This is a genomic window from Hyphomonas polymorpha PS728 (genome assembly GCF_000685315.1).
Taxonomy (GTDB): Bacteria; Pseudomonadota; Alphaproteobacteria; order Caulobacterales; family Hyphomonadaceae; genus Hyphomonas; species Hyphomonas polymorpha.
On the sequence record NZ_ARYM01000002.1, the window covers coordinates 104,302 to 122,164 of the forward strand.

General features: G+C 64.1%; 15 protein-coding genes. 12 read left to right on the plus strand and 3 right to left on the minus strand.

What is annotated here, in order from left to right; genetic code table 11:
• The first annotated feature begins 69 nt into the window (after positions 1-69).
• A complete protein-coding gene (locus HPO_RS02150; RefSeq protein WP_035593931.1) occupies positions 70-2,664 on the plus strand; it encodes a response regulator in 2,595 nt (864 codons plus the stop codon).
• A 36-nt stretch (positions 2,665-2,700) separates the two neighbouring features.
• On the opposite strand, the gene HPO_RS02155 is transcribed toward HPO_RS02150, so the two are convergent.
• Positions 2,701-3,438 carry an alpha/beta fold hydrolase gene (locus HPO_RS02155; protein WP_035593933.1) on the minus strand — a complete coding sequence of 246 codons (738 nt, stop codon included), beginning with the start codon at positions 3,436-3,438 and terminating at the stop codon, positions 2,701-2,703.
• 4 nt (positions 3,439-3,442) lie between these two features.
• Complete coding sequence (locus tag HPO_RS02160) at positions 3,443-4,339, minus strand: 5'-nucleotidase, lipoprotein e(P4) family (RefSeq protein WP_035593935.1); 897 nt, start codon at positions 4,337-4,339, stop codon at positions 3,443-3,445.
• Between the two features lie 163 nt (positions 4,340-4,502).
• Between HPO_RS02160 and HPO_RS02165 the strand changes: the two genes are divergently transcribed.
• The 8 genes from HPO_RS02165 to HPO_RS02200 all read left to right on the plus strand — a co-directional run bounded on the left by HPO_RS02165 (position 4,503) and on the right by HPO_RS02200 (position 11,608).
• Positions 4,503-5,480 carry an NAD(P)H-dependent flavin oxidoreductase gene (locus tag HPO_RS02165; protein ID WP_035593937.1) on the plus strand — a complete coding sequence of 326 codons (978 nt, stop codon included), beginning with the start codon at positions 4,503-4,505 and terminating at the stop codon, positions 5,478-5,480.
• A 149-nt stretch (positions 5,481-5,629) separates the two neighbouring features.
• Positions 5,630-6,967: a DNA recombination protein RmuC gene (locus HPO_RS02170; protein WP_035593939.1), complete on the plus strand. Its 1,338-nt coding sequence runs from the start codon at positions 5,630-5,632 to the stop codon at positions 6,965-6,967.
• Positions 6,968-7,009: 42 nt separating this feature from the next.
• Positions 7,010-7,540 (plus strand): peptide deformylase, encoded by a 531-nt coding sequence (def, locus tag HPO_RS02175; RefSeq protein ID WP_035593941.1) that lies wholly within the window; start codon positions 7,010-7,012, stop codon positions 7,538-7,540.
• Between the two features lie 182 nt (positions 7,541-7,722).
• Entirely contained in the window at positions 7,723-8,658 is a 936-nt protein-coding gene (fmt, locus tag HPO_RS02180) for a methionyl-tRNA formyltransferase (protein WP_035594236.1), read from the plus strand.
• The gene (locus HPO_RS02185; RefSeq protein WP_035593943.1) at positions 8,658-9,146 is read left to right on the plus strand and encodes a GNAT family N-acetyltransferase; all 489 of its coding nucleotides are present in this window, start codon (positions 8,658-8,660) and stop codon (positions 9,144-9,146) included. Before fmt ends, HPO_RS02185 begins: the two co-directional genes overlap by 1 nt.
• Positions 9,147-9,191: 45 nt before the next feature.
• A complete protein-coding gene (truA, locus tag HPO_RS02190; protein ID WP_035593945.1) occupies positions 9,192-9,935 on the plus strand; it encodes a tRNA pseudouridine(38-40) synthase TruA in 744 nt (247 codons plus the stop codon).
• A gap of 72 nt (positions 9,936-10,007) precedes the next feature.
• Positions 10,008-11,243, plus strand: a complete 1,236-nt coding sequence (locus HPO_RS02195) for an acyl-CoA dehydrogenase family protein (RefSeq protein WP_035593947.1) — start codon at positions 10,008-10,010, stop codon at positions 11,241-11,243.
• The gene (locus HPO_RS02200; protein WP_035593948.1) at positions 11,240-11,608 is read left to right on the plus strand and encodes an EthD domain-containing protein; all 369 of its coding nucleotides are present in this window, start codon (positions 11,240-11,242) and stop codon (positions 11,606-11,608) included. Before HPO_RS02195 ends, HPO_RS02200 begins: the two co-directional genes overlap by 4 nt.
• A 3-nt stretch (positions 11,609-11,611) precedes the next feature.
• Here the strand turns inward: HPO_RS02200 and HPO_RS02205 are convergent, their stop codons facing one another.
• Complete coding sequence (locus HPO_RS02205) at positions 11,612-12,814, minus strand: methionine gamma-lyase (protein WP_035593950.1); 1,203 nt, start codon at positions 12,812-12,814, stop codon at positions 11,612-11,614.
• A 110-nt stretch (positions 12,815-12,924) separates the two neighbouring features.
• On the opposite strand from HPO_RS02205, the gene HPO_RS02210 reads away from it, so the two are divergent.
• From HPO_RS02210 to murJ, 3 genes are read left to right on the plus strand one after another with little or no spacing between them, the layout of a single operon-like run.
• Positions 12,925-13,395 (plus strand): Lrp/AsnC family transcriptional regulator, encoded by a 471-nt coding sequence (locus tag HPO_RS02210; protein WP_035593952.1) that lies wholly within the window; start codon positions 12,925-12,927, stop codon positions 13,393-13,395.
• Between the two features lie 35 nt (positions 13,396-13,430).
• Complete coding sequence (locus tag HPO_RS02215; RefSeq protein WP_114104786.1) at positions 13,431-16,274, plus strand: [protein-PII] uridylyltransferase; 2,844 nt, start codon at positions 13,431-13,433, stop codon at positions 16,272-16,274.
• A 23-nt stretch (positions 16,275-16,297) separates the two neighbouring features.
• On the plus strand, positions 16,298-17,854 hold the full coding sequence (gene murJ, locus HPO_RS02220) for a murein biosynthesis integral membrane protein MurJ (RefSeq protein ID WP_035593954.1): 1,557 nt from the start codon (positions 16,298-16,300) through the stop codon (positions 17,852-17,854).
• Positions 17,855-17,863: the final 9 nt, after the last annotated feature.

Here is a 17,863-nt window from a genome sequence, read left to right on the forward strand (position 1 = left end):
GTGATGCCCGCCTCGCATAAGGCATGGCCAGCCCGGAAAGGGAACCGGCCAATAGAATGGTGGTAGACCATGAGTAACGAAGCAGACACCCTTGAGCTGACTCTCGCTGCGGCAACGCCAGGCGAGGAGGCGAATGCCGGTGAGCGGGAAGGGCGGCGTATCGACTTCCTGCAGCTGGGTTTCTGGGGCTGTCTGCTCCTGTCCATCGCTGCAGCGAGCATCTCGCTTGCCTGGCCGAATGCGTCGGGCGCGACCGGCTCGATCCTGCTGATCACAATGGCGTCAGGAGGCCTCGTCTTCCTGCTCTGGACGGTGCGCGGCGCGGGCCGGTACATCGGGCTCTTTCCGGAAAAGGGCGCTGCCGCGCGGGTGGCGAATGCCAGCGCGCCGCGTTTTCCCTGGATTGAAGCACTGGATGAAGCCGTTCTGGTAACGGATCCCGGCGGGGCGCCGGTAGCGGCGAACACCGCCTATTCCGACCTGACCCGGATGGCCCTGATTGCCGGCACTGCGGAAAGCGGCCCGGTGACGGTGGACCGCCTGTTCGGTGCCAATCCCGGCCTTGCCGCCCCGGTTTACCGCCTGTCGAAATCTGCCAAGGCAGGCACGCAGCGCCGCGAAGTGCTGCCGCCGCTGGCGCTCGGGCCCGAGCAGGTGCCCGCGCAGTTTGAAGTTTCCGTCTCCCCGCTGCCGCGCGGGCGCGTCTTGTGGCGTATCCGCCGCATCGCCGGCCAGATCGAGGCAACGGGCGCGGCAGACCTCAAATCCCTCTATGTCGAAGATGCCCCGATGGGCTTCTTCGCCGCCAAGCCGGACGGTACGATCACCTATGCCAACTCCTGGCTGCGGGAACTGCTCGGCCTGCCAGAGACGGCCAAGAATATCCGCACCGACGACATCATGCGTCCGGAATTCGTGAAGATGCTGGCGCGGGACCGCAAGTCCGGCGCGCCGGGCCGGGCCGACATCCAGCTGCGCGCGCGCGACGGGGTGGAGATCCCGGTGCAGGCGATCACCAGCTGGACGGGCCGGGGCGCTGACGCCGCCGGGCGCACGATCGTGCTGGCAAGCCCGCAGGTGCTGAATGGCGGGGAAGAGCGCTTTGCGCTGCAGGCGGCGTCTCGCCCGCCGCGTCCGGATGGCGATCCGATGTTCGATGACGCCCCGTTTGGCGCCGTGCGTCTGGACGGTGACCGGGTGGACAGCGCGGTAATCCTCGATGCCAACCGCGCGCTGATGGAAGTCACCGGTGGCCGGGCGACACCGGGTACGCGCTTTGCCGATCTCTTTGTGTCGGAAGAGGGTGAGGACGCGCTCGCCACCCTGCTGGTGGACGCTATCGACAAGCCGGTTGCGCTGAAGACGGCGGGCGATGAGGCGCGCGATGTGAACGTCTTCGTCACGCTCAACAATACCGGGCGCCCCTCGGTGGCCTACATCATCGACATCACCGAGCAGCGCCAGCTGGAGACACGCCTTGCCCATGGCGAGAAGATGCGCTCCATCGGCCAGCTGGCCGGGGTTGTGGCGCATGACTTCAACAATGTGCTGCAGGGCATCATCTTCAACTATGAAGAGCTGATGACGCGCCACCCCGTGGGTGACCCGTCATACGAATATCTGCAATCGATCCACGAATTCTCCTCGCGGGCCCGCGAACTCGTCCGTATGCTGCTGGCCTATGCCCGCGCGCAGACCTTCAAGCGGGAAATCTTCAACGTCACCGACTTCCTGTCCGAATTCTCGATCCTGCTGCGCCAGGTGCTGGACGAGCGGGTCGAGCTGGACGTGAAACATGGCCGTGATGTGCCTTGGATCAAGGCGGACAAGAACCAGCTGGAAACGGCGATCATCAACCTGGCCACCAATGCCCGCGACGCCATGATTGCGCATCGCAATGGCGGTAAGCTGTCGATCCGCACGGCGCGCTCCACCGGCAAGGAGGCCCATGCGCTCGGCTTCAACTATGTGGAAGACGGCGAATACCTGCTGATCGAGGTTGAGGATAACGGCACGGGCATGCCGCGCGATCTGCTGGACAAGATTTTCCAGCCCTTCTTCACGACCAAGGAGCAGGGCTCTGGCACGGGGCTGGGCCTGGCCACCGTCTACGGCATCATCAAGCAGTCGGGCGGTTATGTCTGTCCGATTTCCTCGATGGGCAAGGGCACGACCTTCTACATCTATCTGCCGGCGCTGGCCGCAGAAGAAATCCCTGAGCCGTCGGACATTGCCGAGAACGCCAAGCCGGTCATCCGCCCGATGGATATGTCCGGGCGCGGACGTATCCTGCTGGTTGAGGATGAAGACGGCGTGCGCTCCATCGCGGCGACCCATCTGCGCCAGCGCGGCTATGAGGTGGAAGAAGCCTGCGACGGCGAGGAGGCATTGGACATCCTCACCGATATGCCGGGCTCGTTCGATCTCATCATCTCTGACGTGGTGATGCCGGGCATGGATGGGCCGACGCTGATCCGCGAAGCCAAGGACAAGCTGGGCCATGCGCGCGTGATCTTCATCTCCGGCTATGCCGAGCGCGACCTTGCCCAGCAGCTGGATGATGACCGCGCGGTCTCCTTCCTGCCCAAGCCGTTCACGGTTCGTCAGCTGTCTGAGCGGATCAAACAGGAACTGGCAGGGGTTGGCGGCAAGGAAGCGGCCTGATCCTGCGCCTTTCGAAACAGGAAAAAGGCCGGCTTCTCAGCCGGCCTTTTGCCATAGGGCCTTCAGGACAGCTGCAAAGTTTTCAGCCCGGTCATGACAGGCCCAATGGCCGGTGCCGCGCTCGACATGCAGCGGTGTGTCGTGACGCTTTGAAAAGCGCTCTGCCACGGGAAGCTCCACGAACGGATCATTCTCGCCCCAGAAAAGCTGGCCATGCTTGGGAAGGTTTGCCAGATCGTCCACCCAATGCCCGCTGAAGCGCAGGCCAATGGCAGAGCGATAGAGGCTGAGGATCGACTGGCGCATCCGCTTGTCGATATGGGGCACTTCGATTTCGGCGAGTTCGCGCGGCATGCCGCCTTGAACGAGGCCCTCGATCAGGCGAGGCTTGTTGCGCATGTTCAGCATCACGAACTCGCCCAGCAGCGGGGTTGCCCACATGCGGGCTGTTCTGTGGCCGGAATAGTCCGGATCGATCACGGCGTTGGTGACGCACCAACTTTTCACAAGGTCCGGGCGCAGGCTGGCGGCGCGCAGGGTGAGCAGGGCGCCCCAGTCATGGCCGACGATGTGGACCGGCCCGCCCGCCGCTTCCATCTGTGTGATCAGCCAGCTGGCATATTCATCCTTGGTGCTGCGGAAGCCGGGCGGCTTTTCCGTGCCGAAGCCGGGCAGGGCGGGCGCGCGGTAATCCTCCGGACCCAGACCAAGCGCGGCCACAAGCGGCTGCCAGAGAACGGGGGTATCGGGAACGCCGTGGACGAAGAGGATCATGGCATCATTCCTTGCTGGCCGGGGCCCAATAGGTTTCCGGCGGGAAGATTTCTTCCATGCTGCTCCCCTCGAACGGTCCATAGGTCGGGTTGGGCAGGATGAACCAGCCATCGTCCCAGAGGCGGTCGAAGGCGGGGGCGGCGGCGAGATCGCGGCGGGCGGCAGGGCTCAGGGACTTGTCGTTGAAGATGTCGGCAATGTCGCCCAGCTGATCGCCGACGAGGGCGATGACGCAGTAATTCTCCGAGATGGCATAGCGGCGTCCATCCTTGGCCGAGCCGCCGGGCGTATCGCCCTTCAGGAACAGGGTTTCGCCATGCACATAATCGCCGAAGCCCGCTTCCCGGATCGTTTCGATGTTTCCGGCCACGTTGGCCGCCTCGCGGTTGGTGTTGAGAATAATTTCCACGCCGGCCTTGCGGATACGCTCCACCCCTTCCAGCGCGCCGGGAATGGCGACGGCCTTGCCCGCGCCGGTGCGTTCCCATTCGCCCCAGATTTCCGGATCGAATTCGATGCCCATGCGGCGGAAGGCGCCTGCCGAGCCAAGGTTCCAGATCAGCGTTTCATCCACATCGAAGACGGCGGCGAGAGGCTTTTCCCCGCAGGCCAGGAATTCGGGCGCTTCGGCCGTCGCGCCGGGCGCAAGGATGACGCTGTATTCCGGGCGGGCGGCTGCGCCGGCTTCGGCATAGGCGGCAATCCGGTTCCAGCTTTGCGCCATCATGATCTGCGCTTCGGCAGAGCCGAATAGCCACTGGCCGGCGGTAAGAGGGCGTCCCTCCGGGGCCGATACTGCGGCGGGCTGCTGCGCAGCCGGGGCGGGCTCTGGCGCGGTGATTGTGGCCGTCTGGCAGGCGGCGAGCGCCATCAGGGACAGGATTGGGAGCGCGTATTTCATGAAATCTCCATCAGCCGGCAGCCCTTGGGGTAAAACGCTTTCCTGAGAGGGGCAATCTTTATCCGGCCCCGGGCGCGGGGTGATTTCCCCGATGTCAGACTTGCGCGCGGTCGATGCTCTGTCCAAGGATGCCGCGAGAGAAAAGCCTTTGGGAGACCCGGCCATGAAAACCCGCATCACTGAAATGCTCGGCATCAAGCACCCGATTGTCCAGGGGGGCATGCACTTTGTCGGTTTTGCTGAAATGGCTGCGGCCGTGTCCAATGCGGGCGGCCTTGGCATCATTACTGCCCTGACGCAGCGGACCCCGGCAGACCTTGCCAATGAAATCGCCCGCTGCCGTGACATGACGGACAAGCCGATTGGCGTGAACCTGACCTTCCTGCCTTCGGTGAACCAGCCGGACTATCCCGGCTATGTGAAAGCCATCATCGAGGGCGGCGTGAAGGTGGTTGAAACCGCCGGCAACAACCCTGTGCAGGTGCTTCCGATCCTCAAGGATAATGGCATCAAGGTCATCCATAAGTGCACTGCCGTGCGCCATGCCCTGAAGGCCCAGAAGATCGGCTGCGATGCGGTGTCTGTGGATGGTTTCGAATGCGGTGGCCACCCTGGCGAGGATGATGTGCCCAACTTCATCCTTCTGCCGCGCGCGATGGATGAGCTGGATATCCCTTTCATCGCCTCGGGCGGCATGGCAGATGGCCGCTCGCTGGTGGCGGCGATGGCGCTCGGCGCAGAAGGCATGAACATGGGCACGCGCTTCATCGCGACGAAAGAAGCCCCGGTGCACGAGAATGTGAAGCAGGCGCTGGTTGCGGCCTCTGAGCTCGACACCCGCCTCGTCATGCGCCCGCTGCGCAATACCGAACGTGTGCTGACGAACCCGGCGGTGGAGCGTCTTCTCCAGAAGGAGAAAGAACTCGGCGCGAACATCAAGTTCGAGGACATCATCGAGGAAGTGGCCGGCGTCTATCCGAAGATCATGAAAGACGGCGACATGGATGCCGGCGCCTGGTCGTGCGGCATGGTGGCGGGCCTTATCTATGACATCCCGACCTGTCAGGAACTGATCGACCGGATCATGGCCGAGGCCGAGGAGATCATCACCAAGCGCCTGGCCGGCTTCGTGAAGGGCTGATCGGCGGACGTGTTTCGTTCCAGCCGGCGTTAACCAGTCCTCCGCAGGCGGCGAAATTCGCCTGCGGAGCACAGTCCGCTCGCCTTGCGGGTGTAGACAGCGGCTAATCGTTCCGATTATGTTCTGGGCTCGATTCCAGAGGGCCTGCCATGACGCCTGTGATCACAATTGGGTCTGCCGGGTTTGACCTGGTACACGTCGTCCTGCTGCTGATTGCAGCGGGGCTCGGCGTGTTTCTCTGGCAATCCCGCCAGCGCGGGGATGTCGAGCGCGAACGCCTGATGACCGAACGCAACGCCGCGCAGGACGAGTTGTCGCGCCTGCGCCAGCGCGAGCAGACGCTTGAGGCGGCACGCCGGGACGCTGAGTTGAAGCTCGCGGCGGCAGAGGCGCGCAGCGCCGAGGATGAGCGCAAATTCGCCGAACTCGCCCAGGGCGTTCTGGCGCGGGCCAATTCGATGTTTCTGGAGCGGGCCGAAGAAACCTTCAAACGCCACCGGGAAGGGGCCCAGGGCGAGCTGAAAGAGCTGATGAAGCCTATCGGCGAGAATTTCGAGACCTTCCGCCAGAAGGTGGAGGCGATTGAAAAGGTGCGCACTGAGGACAAGACCCTCCTCTCCGAGCAGGTGCGCGCGATTGCCGAAAGCCTGCACAGAAATACGGCCGAGACCGGCAAGCTCGTGAACGCGCTGACCGCGCCCAAGGGCGGCGGGCGCTGGGGCGAGATGACGCTTCGCAATGTGATGGAGCAGGCTGGCCTGTCCGCCCATTGCGATTTCAGCGAGCAGGTTCACGATGACACCGAAGAGGGACGGCAGCGCCCGGATGCCATCATTCGCCTGCCGGGCGACCGGCAGATCGTGATCGATTCCAAGGTGTCGCTTGCTTCCTATATGGCCGCCACGAATACCGACGATCCGGCAGAGCGGCAGGCGCATCTGAAACAGCATGCGGCCAGCGTGCAGCGGCATGTCACCACCCTGGCCTCAAAGGACTATCAGTCCAATCTCGGCAACCGGTTTGACTATATTGCCATGTTCATTCCGGGGGAGAACTTCTTCGCCGCCGCGCTCGAACAGTCACCCGATCTGATCGAGAAGGCCATGAACCGCTCCGTGATCGTCACCACACCGACGACACTGATCGCGCTGGCGCGGACGGTGGCCCATCTCTGGCGTCAGCACGAGATGAATGAAAACGCGCAGGCCGCCGCCGAACTGGGCGCAGAACTCTACACCCGGATGGGCGTCCTGCTGGGGCATACCGAGAAGCTCGGAAAATCGCTGAATTCTTCAGTCGATCATTATAACAGCCTGCTCGGCTCCATCGACAAGCGCGTGCTGCCGACGCTGCGCAAGTTCGAAGACATGCAGATTGCCCCGCCCGGCAAAGTGCCTCCGGAGGCAAAGCTGATCGAGGCGCGGGCCAACACGCCCGATACGGGCCAGCTGCCGCTTGAAGCCCCGCCAAAGCTGCCGGCGGAGTGATCTCCCGTTGACGCTGCGGCGAGGGGTGCATATCTGACGGTCATGGCTATTCGCGAAATCCTCACTGTACCCGATCCGCGCCTGAAACAGGTGTCCAAGCCCGTGGAGGGCGGCGTCACCGACGACATCCGGGCGCTCATGGATGACATGCTGGAGACAATGTATGACGCGCCGGGCATTGGCCTGGCCGCCATTCAGATCGGCGTGCCGCTGCGGGTGATCGTGATGGATCTGGCGCGCGAAGGCGAGGAGCCCCAGCCGCGCTATTTCGTGAACCCGGAAATCGTCGAGACCATCGAAGAAACAAAGCCTTATGAAGAAGGCTGTCTCTCAGTGCCGGATATTTTCGACCAGGTGGAGCGGCCGGCCCGGTGCAGGATCCGTTATCTGGACTATGATGGCAATCAGGTCGATGAGTGGGCTGAAGACCTCTATGCGGTCTGCATCCAGCACGAGATGGACCATCTCGAAGGCACGCTATTCATCGACTACCTGTCCCGCCTGAAGCGCGACCGCGCCATCGACAAGGTGAAGAAAGCCAGGATCCGCGCCATCCGCGAAGACGCCAACTGATGCGCTTTTTCCGGGACATGCGGTTCCGGTGGTTGTTGGCAGTATTGGTCGCCGCCGTGATTGTATGGCTGGCGGGTGGAGACGGTCTTCCGGCGCGTTCGGGCCTCTGAGCCTCACGAGCTTGCCATCGCCTGGCTGATGGTGTTCCGGTTCCGCCAAGTCCAAGGAGCCTCAAAATGCCTATCCGTATTGCCTTCATGGGAAGCCCCGGCATTGCGCTTGGCGTGCTCGAGGCGCTGATTGCGGCGGGCCATGAGATTGCCTGCGTCTATTCCCAGCCGCCGCGCCCGGCGGGGCGGGGGCAGAAGCTGACACCGACCCCGGTGCACGCCTTTGCTGAGGCGCGCGGACTTGAGGTGCGCACGCCGAAATCGCTGAAAAAGCCCGAAGAGCAGGCCGCCTTTGCCGCGCTGAACCTCGATGCCGCCGTGGTGGTCGCCTATGGCCTTATCCTGCCGCAACCCATTCTGGATGCGCCGCGCCTTGGCTGCCTCAACATGCACGCCTCCATCCTGCCGCGCTGGCGGGGCGCGGCGCCGATCCAGCGCGCGATCATGGCGGGCGACGCGGAAACCGGCGTGGACGCGATGATGATGGAAGCGGGGCTTGATACCGGCCCGGTGCTTGCTTCCGTCCGTACACCTATTACCCCGCAGGATACGGCCGGGAGTTTGCATGACCGGCTGGCCGCCCTCGCCGCAGAGCTTGCCCCGCGCGCGCTGGCGGGCCTTGCCGATGGCAGCCTGAAGCCCTCGCCGCAGATTGAAGACGGCATGACCTATGCCCAGAAGATCACCGCCGAAGACCAGCGCATCGACTGGACAAGGCCTGCGGCCGAGATCGACTGTCAGATCCGCGGTCTCTCCCCGGCGCCGGGCGCCTGGTGTGAGGCCGATCTCGGGCAGGGGCCGGTTCGGCTGAAGGTTCTCCTCAGTGAGCTGACGGATCATGCGACGGTCGCCGTGCCCGGCGCGTTGATCGATGATCGCCTCAGCGTGGCCTGCGGCGATGGCCGCGCGGTGCGCCTGCTGCGCCTGCAGAAGCCCGGTGGCAAGCCGCTTGCCGCGCGCGACTTTCTGGCGGGGTCTCCGTTGCCGGAAGGAACGCAGCTCGGCTGATGGCGTCCGCGATCCGTCCCGCCCGGCCTGCAGATATGGACGCCATCGCGGCGCTCAATGATGCAGCCTTTGGCGGACCCGATGAGGGGGCCATCGTGCGCGTCCTGCACCGCGATGGAGACAGCCTTCTGTCGCTGGTCGCCGAGGTGGGCGGGGAGATTGCCGGCCATATCGAGTTTTTCCGCATCTGGGTGAGTGGCGCGCCGCTGGCGGCGGGGCTCGGTCCGATGAGTGTCAGGCCGGGCCTTCAGAAGCAGGGCGTGGGCGCGGGGCTCATCCGGCATGGCCTCGCAGCCCTCAAGGAGGCAGGCGAAACGATCATTTTCGTGCTGGGGCATGACACGTACTATCCGAAATTCGGGTTCACCGAGGCGGCCGCCAAGCCCTTCAGCGCGCCCTGGTCAGGCCCGCATTTCATGGCGCTGCGCCTGGCGCCGGGCGGGCCGGAAGCCGGCAAACTGTCCTACCCTCCGGCTTTCGGCGGCTGAATGGCCAGTTGACCCGGCGCCCGGCCTTTGGCAGCGGGCTTTGTCATGCCACGTTACAAGCTCCTCATTGAATATCACGGCGGCGCCTATCAGGGCTGGATGCGCCTGCCCGGCCTGCAGACTGTGCAGGGCGCGCTGGAGGAGGCTGCCGCCAAGCTGGATGGTGGGCCGGTGGAAGTGATCGGCGCGGGCCGGACGGACGCGGGCGTTCACGCCACCGGTCAGGTCGCCCATATGGATCTCCGGCAGGACCGGCCCAACAAGGTCGCCGATGCGATGAACTTCCATCTGCGGCCTCATCCGATTGCGGTGCTGAAAGCCGAAAAGGTGGAGGAGGATTTTCACGCGCGCTTCTCCGCCACGGCGCGGCATTACCGCTACGTGATCCTCAACCGGCGCGCAGACCTGACGGTGGACCGCGGCATCGCCTGGCGCGTTCCCTCGAAACTGGATGCCGAGAAGATGCATGAGGCCGCGCAGTCTTTGATTGGCACACATGATTTCTCGACCTTCCGCGACACCGAATGCCAGGCGCTGAGCCCGGTAAAGACGCTGACGCGGTTAGGCGTGGCGCGCTATGGCGAACGGATCGAATTTACCTGTTCGGCGCCGAGCTTCATTCACCGGCAGGTGCGCTCGATGGTGGGCAGCCTCGTGGAAGTGGGGCGGGGGCACCGGCCCGTAAAATGGGCGCGGGAGATACTGGAAGCAGCCGACCGCACACGCTGCGGCCCGGTGGCGCCGGCCGATGGCCTCTTCCTCGAGCGCGTCGATTACGGCGCCGGCTGACGCGAAGGCAATCCTGTGCAGCCCGGTTTTTCGGGGTTAGCCTTCCTCCAGACAAGATGAGGAGGAATGCCAATGGCCATTGATTTCACGATTCCGGAAGACGCAAAGGAAGTGCGCGAGCGCGTGCGCCGCTGGGTGCAGGAAGAGTGCATTCCCGCCGAAAAGGAGATGGCTGCGGGCAAACCTTACAAGGAAGTTCTCGCCGCGCTGCGCACGAAAGCGCGCGGGCAGGGGCTTTGGCTGCCCTTCATTCCGAAGGAGCATGGCGGGATGGGGCTCGGGCCGCTGGCCAATGCCCTTGTGCAGATGGAACTGGGGCAAAGCCATCTGGGCGCGCTGTCGATGAATTCTCAGGGCCCGGACGATGCGACCATGCTGACGCTGCTGGCGCATGGCACTGATTTCCAGAAAGAGAAGTATCTGAAGCCCATCCTGAATGGCGAAAAGCGCGTCTGCTATTCGATGACCGAGAAGGCGGCTGGCGCCGACGCGACCGGCATGCAAACGGTGGCCGTGAAGGACGGCAAGGGGAATTACGTTCTCAATGGCGAGAAGTGGTTCTCTTCGGCGGCGACGGCGGCTGACATCGCGGTGGTGATGGCCAAGACCAATCCGGACGCGCCGCGCCATCAGCAATTTTCCACCTTCATCGTCGAGTTGCCCAATCCCGGCTACAAGATCATCCGCGACATCCCGACCATGGCGGTGCATGGCAAGCACTATACCGAGATGGGCGGGGGCCATGCCGAGGTGAAGATCGAAAACCTGGTCGTGCCCGAAGCAAACCTGCTGGGCGGGGAAGGGATGGGCTTTGCCATGGGCCAGCACCGGCTTGCCTATGGCCGCCTGCGCCACGGCATGCACAATGTGGCCATGGCCCAGCGCGCGCTTGATCTGGCTACGGAGCAGGTGACAACGCGGTCTACCTTCGGCAAGGGGCTGGAGGATCGTCAGGGCGTGCAGTTCATGCTGGCCGAATGTGCCAGCCAGCTCTACATCGCGCGCCTGATGCTGATTCACATCGCCTACAAGGCAGAGAACGGCATGGACATCCGCCAGGAAAACGGCATCGCCAAGGTGTTCCTCGCCAACATGGTTCACAAGGTGGTCGATACGGCCATCCAGCTTCACGGCGCGCTCGGCTACTCGCTCGATACGCCGCTCGCGGCCTGGTATACGCATATCCGCTCCCAGCGCCTCGTGGATGGGCCCGATGAAGTGCACAAATGGATCACGGGCAAGAATGTCATCCGCGCCTACAAGAAGGATGGCACCACGGCGGCGGCGGCAGGCGGAGATATTCTGTGATCAAACTGACCTTCTGTCTGCGGCGCCTGCCGCATCTCAGCCGGGAGGAGTTTCAGCGCTACTGGCGGGAGCAGCACGCCCCGCTGGTGGCCGCCAGGGCAAAGACGCTGGGGATCGTGCGGTATGAGCAGGTTCATGCAGGTTTTGACGCGATGAGCGAGGCCATCCGTGCCTCCCGCAACGCGCCCGAACCCTATGACGGTATTGCCGAAATCTGGTTCGAGAGCGAAGAGGCCATGCAGGCCGCCGGGCGCAATCCCGGCGTGTCGGAAGCCGCGCGCGAGTTGCTGGAGGATGAGCGCAAGTTCATCGATCTTGAAAACTCACCCCTCTGGTACAACTGCGTTCACACGATAGTCGGGTGATCCTCACCCCTCATTCGTACCCAGAGCATCGGCGAGGTCGGCGAGAATGTCCTCGGCGTCTTCCAGGCCCACGGAGAGGCGCACGAGGCCGTCGCTGATGCCGTGTTCGATGCGTTCCTCGCGGCTGTAGGTGGAATGGGTCATGCTGGCGGGGTGCTGAATCAGGGTTTCGGCATCCCCCAGGCTGACGGCGCAGCGGATCATCCGCAGGCGGTTCATCATGGCAATGCCCGCTTCATAGCCGCCTTTCAGCTCCAGCGCGATCATGCCGCCAAAGCCCGGCATCTGGCGCTTTGCCAGCTCATGCTGCGGATGGCTTTCAAGGCCGGGATAATAGACCGTCTCGACGCCGGGCTGCGCTTCCAGCCACCGGGCCACTCTGAGGCCGCTTTCGCAATGGCGCGCCATGCGCAGCTGCAGGGTCTTGAGGCCCCGCATCACCAGCATGGCGTTGAAGGGCGACATGACCGATCCCGTCATGTCTTTCACGCCCACCATGCGCACTTCCTTGATGGCCTCGGCGCGGCCGAGCACCATGCCCGCGACAAGGTCGCCATGGCCGCCGAGATATTTGGTGGCCGAATGGACGACGAAATCCGCGCCAAGCTCAATCGGCCGGGTCAGCAGGGGGGTGGCATAGGTATTGTCGACGGCAACCAGCGCGCCGGCCTCATGGGCAGTGCGCGCGGCGGCGCGGATGTCGACCAGGCGCATGTTCGGATTGGCCGGCGTCTCGAAATAGACAAGGCGCGTCTTCCCGCTGATCGCGGCGGCCAGGTTTTCCGGTTCCCGCAGGTCTACATGGGTGATCTTGATGCCAAAGCGGGAAAGCCCGTCGCGCATGAAGGCAAAGGTGCAGCCATAGAGCGTCTTGTCGGTGATGATCTCATCGCCCGGCTTCAGCAGGGTCCACATCAGGGATGAGATGGCCCCCATGCCTGAGGCCGTGGCGAGGCCGGCTTCGGCCCCTTCCAGATTGGCAATCCGCGCTTCCAGCAGGGCAACGGTGGGGTTGGAGATGCGCGAATAGATGTGGCCCTCCGCTTCCCCGGCAAACAGGGCGCCGCCCGTTTCTGCATCGGGGAAGGCGAAGGTGGAGGTGAGGTGCAGGGGCGGGGTTAGCGCGAAGTCGTTCTTTGCCGGGTCGTATCCGTGATGGATCGCGCGGGTCGCCGGGCCCAGCGGGCGGGAAGCGTCAAAAGCCATGGCAGTTCCTCCTGATCTAAGGTGATCTTAGCAGGAAACCATCGGCGATACTTGCCATATGCGCCCATTACATGCTCATGAATTAGCATAATATGCCAATGAGGTACATTATGGATGCTATAGATGCCAAGATCGTACGGGCGTTGCAGCGCGATGGGCGGCTGACCAATCTTGAATTGGCAGAGGAGGTGGGCCTCTCGCCCTCACCTTGCCTGCGGCGGGTGAAGAATCTGGAGGCGGCCGGCATCATCCAGGGGTATTCGGCGCTGGTGGACCAGAAGGCCTGCGGCTTCCCGATCACCTGTCTGGTGCGCATACGTCTCGCCAATCACGGGCAGGACACGGTGCGGGCCTTCGAGCAGAAGATTGCCGAAACGGACGCGGTGCTGGACTGCTATCTGATGACGGGCGGGGCCGACTATGAACTTCGCGTCGTTGCCCGCAGCCTGGACGATTATGAACAACTTGTGCGCCAGACCATCCAGACACTGCCCGGCATTGCTTCAATTGAAACCAGTTTCGCCTATGGCGTGGTCAAGAAGTCGCGTATTCTTCCCGTCATTGCCCAAAAGGGTGCATAGCGGCCCGCCATGAAAACCTGCTAAGTAGCCCCTTGATGACGCCTCCGACAAAATCCCCCCCGACGCTCCTGTCTGCTGGCCGCGCGCCCGCTTCCCGCCGTCCCGGCAAATGGCGCATTGCCGACATCATTGATGGCCGCGCGCTGCGGGTGAAGTTGACCGCTGCCGCGCTGGACAATCTCGGCAATGATGCTGCGGCCCGCAAGGCGGCGCTGAACCTGCTGCACGGGGCCATGTTCCGGGGCCGCCTGATCGCGCAGGAACGCCTGCAGCAGGGGGCCGATGGCCTCGACACGGCCCGGCTTCTCGCGGCGGTGCAGGACGAGGTGATCCACGCGCTTTATGATTTCACGGTCACCCATGTGCACCGCGCGTCCAACCCGACCGAGGCCGAGCGTCTCGCCATCCTCGCCACGGGCGGCTATGGTCGCAGCGTGATGGCGCCCTCTTCGGACACAGACCTTTTGTTCCTCCGCGCCTACAAGGCCAGCCCCCACACAGAGAGCGTGATCGAATACATGCTCTATGCCCTGTGGGATATGGGGCTGAAAGTGGGGAACGCCTTCCGTACACCGATAGATTGCGTAAAGCTCGCCGCTGAAGATGTGACCATCAAGACCAGCCTGCTGGACGCGCGGTTTATCTGCGGGGATGAGCTTCTGGCGACCGACATGATGGCGCTTTTCCAGAAGGATGCGATCAAGGGCAAGGATGCCCAGTTCATTGCCGACAAGCTGGCCGAGCGCGACGCGCGCCATACCCGAATGGGCGATGCGCGCTATGTGGTTGAGCCGAATGTGAAGGACGGGAAGGGTGGGTTGCGGGATCTGCAGACGCTCTACTGGATCGTCAAGCACATGTATGGCGGCCGCACGCTGGAAGACGTCATGCGCGCTGGTCCGTTTACGGATCATGAGTATGTCATCTTCATCCGGGCGGCGCGTTTCCTCTGGACGGTGCGCTGCCATATGCACTTCGTGACCGGCCGCGCCGAAGACCGGCTGAGCTTTGACCTTCAGCCCGAGATTGCCGCGCGCATGGGCTACCGGGACCGGGAAGGCCAGCAGGGGGTGGAGCGCTTCATGAAGCGCTACTTCCTGGTGGCCAAGGATGTTGGCGGGCTGACCCGCATCCTGGCGGCAAAGCTGGAGGCTGATCACAAGAAAAAGCCCGAAGGCCTGCGCCGTTTCCTGCCGTCCCGCCCGCCCCAGCCATTGCCGGAGGAGGGGTTCCTGATCGAGGCTGGCCGCATCAACATCGCCGAAGACAAGGTAATGGCGGTTGACCCCCTCAACATGATCCGCCTGTTCACCATTGCCCGGCGCGAGCAGAAGGACATTCACCCCACCGCGCTGACGGCCCTGACCCGGAACCTCCGGGGTCTGAACGAACGTGTGCGCGAAACAGATGAGGCGCGCGCGCTGATCCTGGATGCCATCCTCGGCGGCAAGGAACCTGGCCCGATATTGCGGCGCATGAACGAGGCCGGTGTTCTGGGCCGTGCCATCCCCGAATTTGGCTCCATCGTCGCGCAGACGCAGTTCAACATGTATCATCATTATACGGTGGATGAGCATACGCTGCGCGCGGTCGAGACGATTGCTGATCTCGAATATGGCCGGGGCAACACCGCGCCGCTGGCGACAGAACTGTTCGGCCAGATCGAGAACCGCCGCGCGCTCTATCTTGCCATGCTGCTGCATGACACAGGCAAAGGGAAGGGCGACCAGCAGGAAGCCGGCATGCGCACGGCCCGCAAGGCCTGCGAACGGCTCGGCATTCCGGAGGAGGAAACCGATCTCGTCGTCTGGCTGGTCGGTCACCATCTGGAGATGAGCGAAACCGCGCAGAAACGGGACATCGGCGACCCGCGCACGGTGGCGACCTTTGCGCGCCTCGTCGGCTCGCTGGAGCGGCTGCGCCTTCTCTACATTCTCACGGTCGCCGATATCAAGGCGGTCGGCCCGGCGGTCTGGAACGCCTGGAAGGGCCAGCTTCTGGCTGACCTCTATCACAACACGGCGGCCGCGCTGCGTGGGGGGCGTACGGATGAAGCGGCCGTTCAGGCAGAACTGGAACGGCGCGCGGAGAAACGCCGCGAAGCGCTGGTTGAGCGTATCGGCTCTGTGCCGGCCCTGCTGCTGGAACTGGAAACGGCTTACTGGACAGGCTTTGATCCTGACGACATCGCTTGGCATGCCGCCGCCCTCGCCAAGGGCGGAGATGTCGTCACCTCGCGCATGGCGCCCGAAGGCGGCGCCGTGGCGTTGCTCGTCTCAGGCAAGGACCGCACCGGCCTTTTTGCAGACCTTGCCGGCACGCTGGCGCGTCTGGGCGCCAACATTGTCGCCGCGCAGGTGTTCACCTCCAAGGGCGGGCGCATCGTCGACGTGTTCATGCTGCAGGACGCCCGCGGCCTCCCCTATGGCGAGGGCGACGGGCCGCGCCTTGCCAAACTCGAACACGCCATTCTCGGCGCGCTGGATGGCAAGGTGCCCAGCGGCACGGTCAAATCCCGCGCCGGGCGCCGGGAGGCGGCTTTCCTGGTCCAGCCATCCGTGCAGATCCATGAGGACGTTTCGCTGGAATATACGGTGATCGACGTTGCCGCGCGTGACCGGCCGGGCCTGCTGCACGAAGTGGCCGAGGTGCTGGCAGACATGAAGCTCTCGATCCATTCGGCGCATGTCGGCTCCTATGGCGAGCGCGTGTTCGATGCGTTCTATGTGCGCCCCGATGGCGGGGCGGCGACGCTGTCGAAAGCCCGCAAAGAGGCGCTCCGCGAACGTCTTCTTGCCGTACTTTCCCGCGAAGAACCTGAAGGCCCGCACACCCCGGCCCGCAAGCTCAAACGCTCGCGCGCCGTGGACAGCTTCTGAGAATTGGTTCAACCGGGGAAACCATGAGCCTCGCCCGAAACACTGCCGTTCAGGCATCGCTGACCCTGGCGAGCCGTATCCTGGGCCTCCTGCGGGATGTGATCCTGGCTGCCAAGATCGGGGCAGGGCCGGTGGGGGATGCCTGGGCAACCGCCCAGCAGTTTCCCAATCTCTTCCGGCGCATCTTTGCCGAAGGCGCCTTCGCCTCGGCCTTCGTGCCCTCCTATGCCCGCACGCTGGAGGCCGAAGGGCCTGAAGCCGCGCAGAAGGTGGCGCAGGATGCCCTGCGCGTCCTCTTCGCCATGACGGCGGGGCTGACCGTCCTTGCCCAGATATTCATGCCCTGGGTGCTGCTGCTGATCCATGGCGGGCAGGCGGATGATCCGGAGCATTACAATCTCGCCGTGCTGCTCACCCGCATCACGATGCCCTACCTTACCTTCATGGCCATCGGGGCGCTGCTTTCGGGCGTGCTGAATTCGGCAGAGCGCTTCATCCTTTCCGCCGGCGCCCCGACCGTACTCAATCTCTGCCTCATCCCGGCCGGCCTGCTGGGCACAACGCCGGTCATCACGACCCAGTATGCCGCGATTGCCTTCCTGTTCGCCGGGTTGCTCCAGGCCGCGCTGCTCTGGTGGGGTGTCCGCCGTCAGAAGGTCCGTCTCAGCCTGCTCGGCTGGCCCCGGCTTACCCCGGCTGTGAAGAAGGTGCTGCTGCTGGCCGTGCCGGGCACGATTGCGGCCTCGGGCACGCAGATCAACATCATCGTCAGCCAGTCGCTCGCCAGTTTCGAGGTCAGCGCCAAGAGCTGGCTCTATGCCGCTGACCGGCTCTACCAGCTGCCGCTCGGCCTTGTCGGCGTGGCGGTGGGCGTCGCCATCCTGCCGCGCCTCAGCCGCGCCGCGCGGGCAGGGGACGGGGAAGCAGGAAGCCGCACGATGGATGAAGGCCTCGGCCTTGCGATGGCGCTGACGCTGCCGGCGGCGGCCGCGCTGATGGTCGCGCCTGTCTTTCTGATTGATGCCTTCTTCGTGCGCGGCGCCTTCCTGCCATCGGACGCCGTGGCGGCGGGCGCGGCGCTCTTCCATTTCGCCTGGGGCGTGCCGGCCTTCGTGCTGATCAAGGTGCTCGCCCCGCCTTTCTTTGCGCGGGAAGATACCAAGACCCCGATGCGCTTTGCGCTCGTCTCGGTGGTCATCAATACGCTGCTCGGGGCTGGCCTCTTCTTCTGGCTGAAGCAGTCCGGCCAGTTGGGCTTTACCGGCCTCGCCGTCGCCACCTCCACCGCCTCCTGGGTCAATGCCCTGTTGCTGGCGGCGACGCTGGCCCGGCGCGGCTGGTACGTCCCCGGCCCCCGCGCGGTGTCCGGCCTCGTCCGGGCGCTGCTGGCCACGCTGATCCTGTCGGCAGCCATCTGGCTGATGCTGTGGCAACTCCCGGCAATCCAGGGCGCGCTGGGCGGCTCCAAGGAGATCGCCGCCGCTGTCATCGTGCTGGCCGGGGGCTTCATCTATGCCTTTGCTGCCCTGCTGACCGGGGCCGTGCGGCCAGGCGACATCCGGCAGGCTTTGCGCCGCTGATCAAACGCG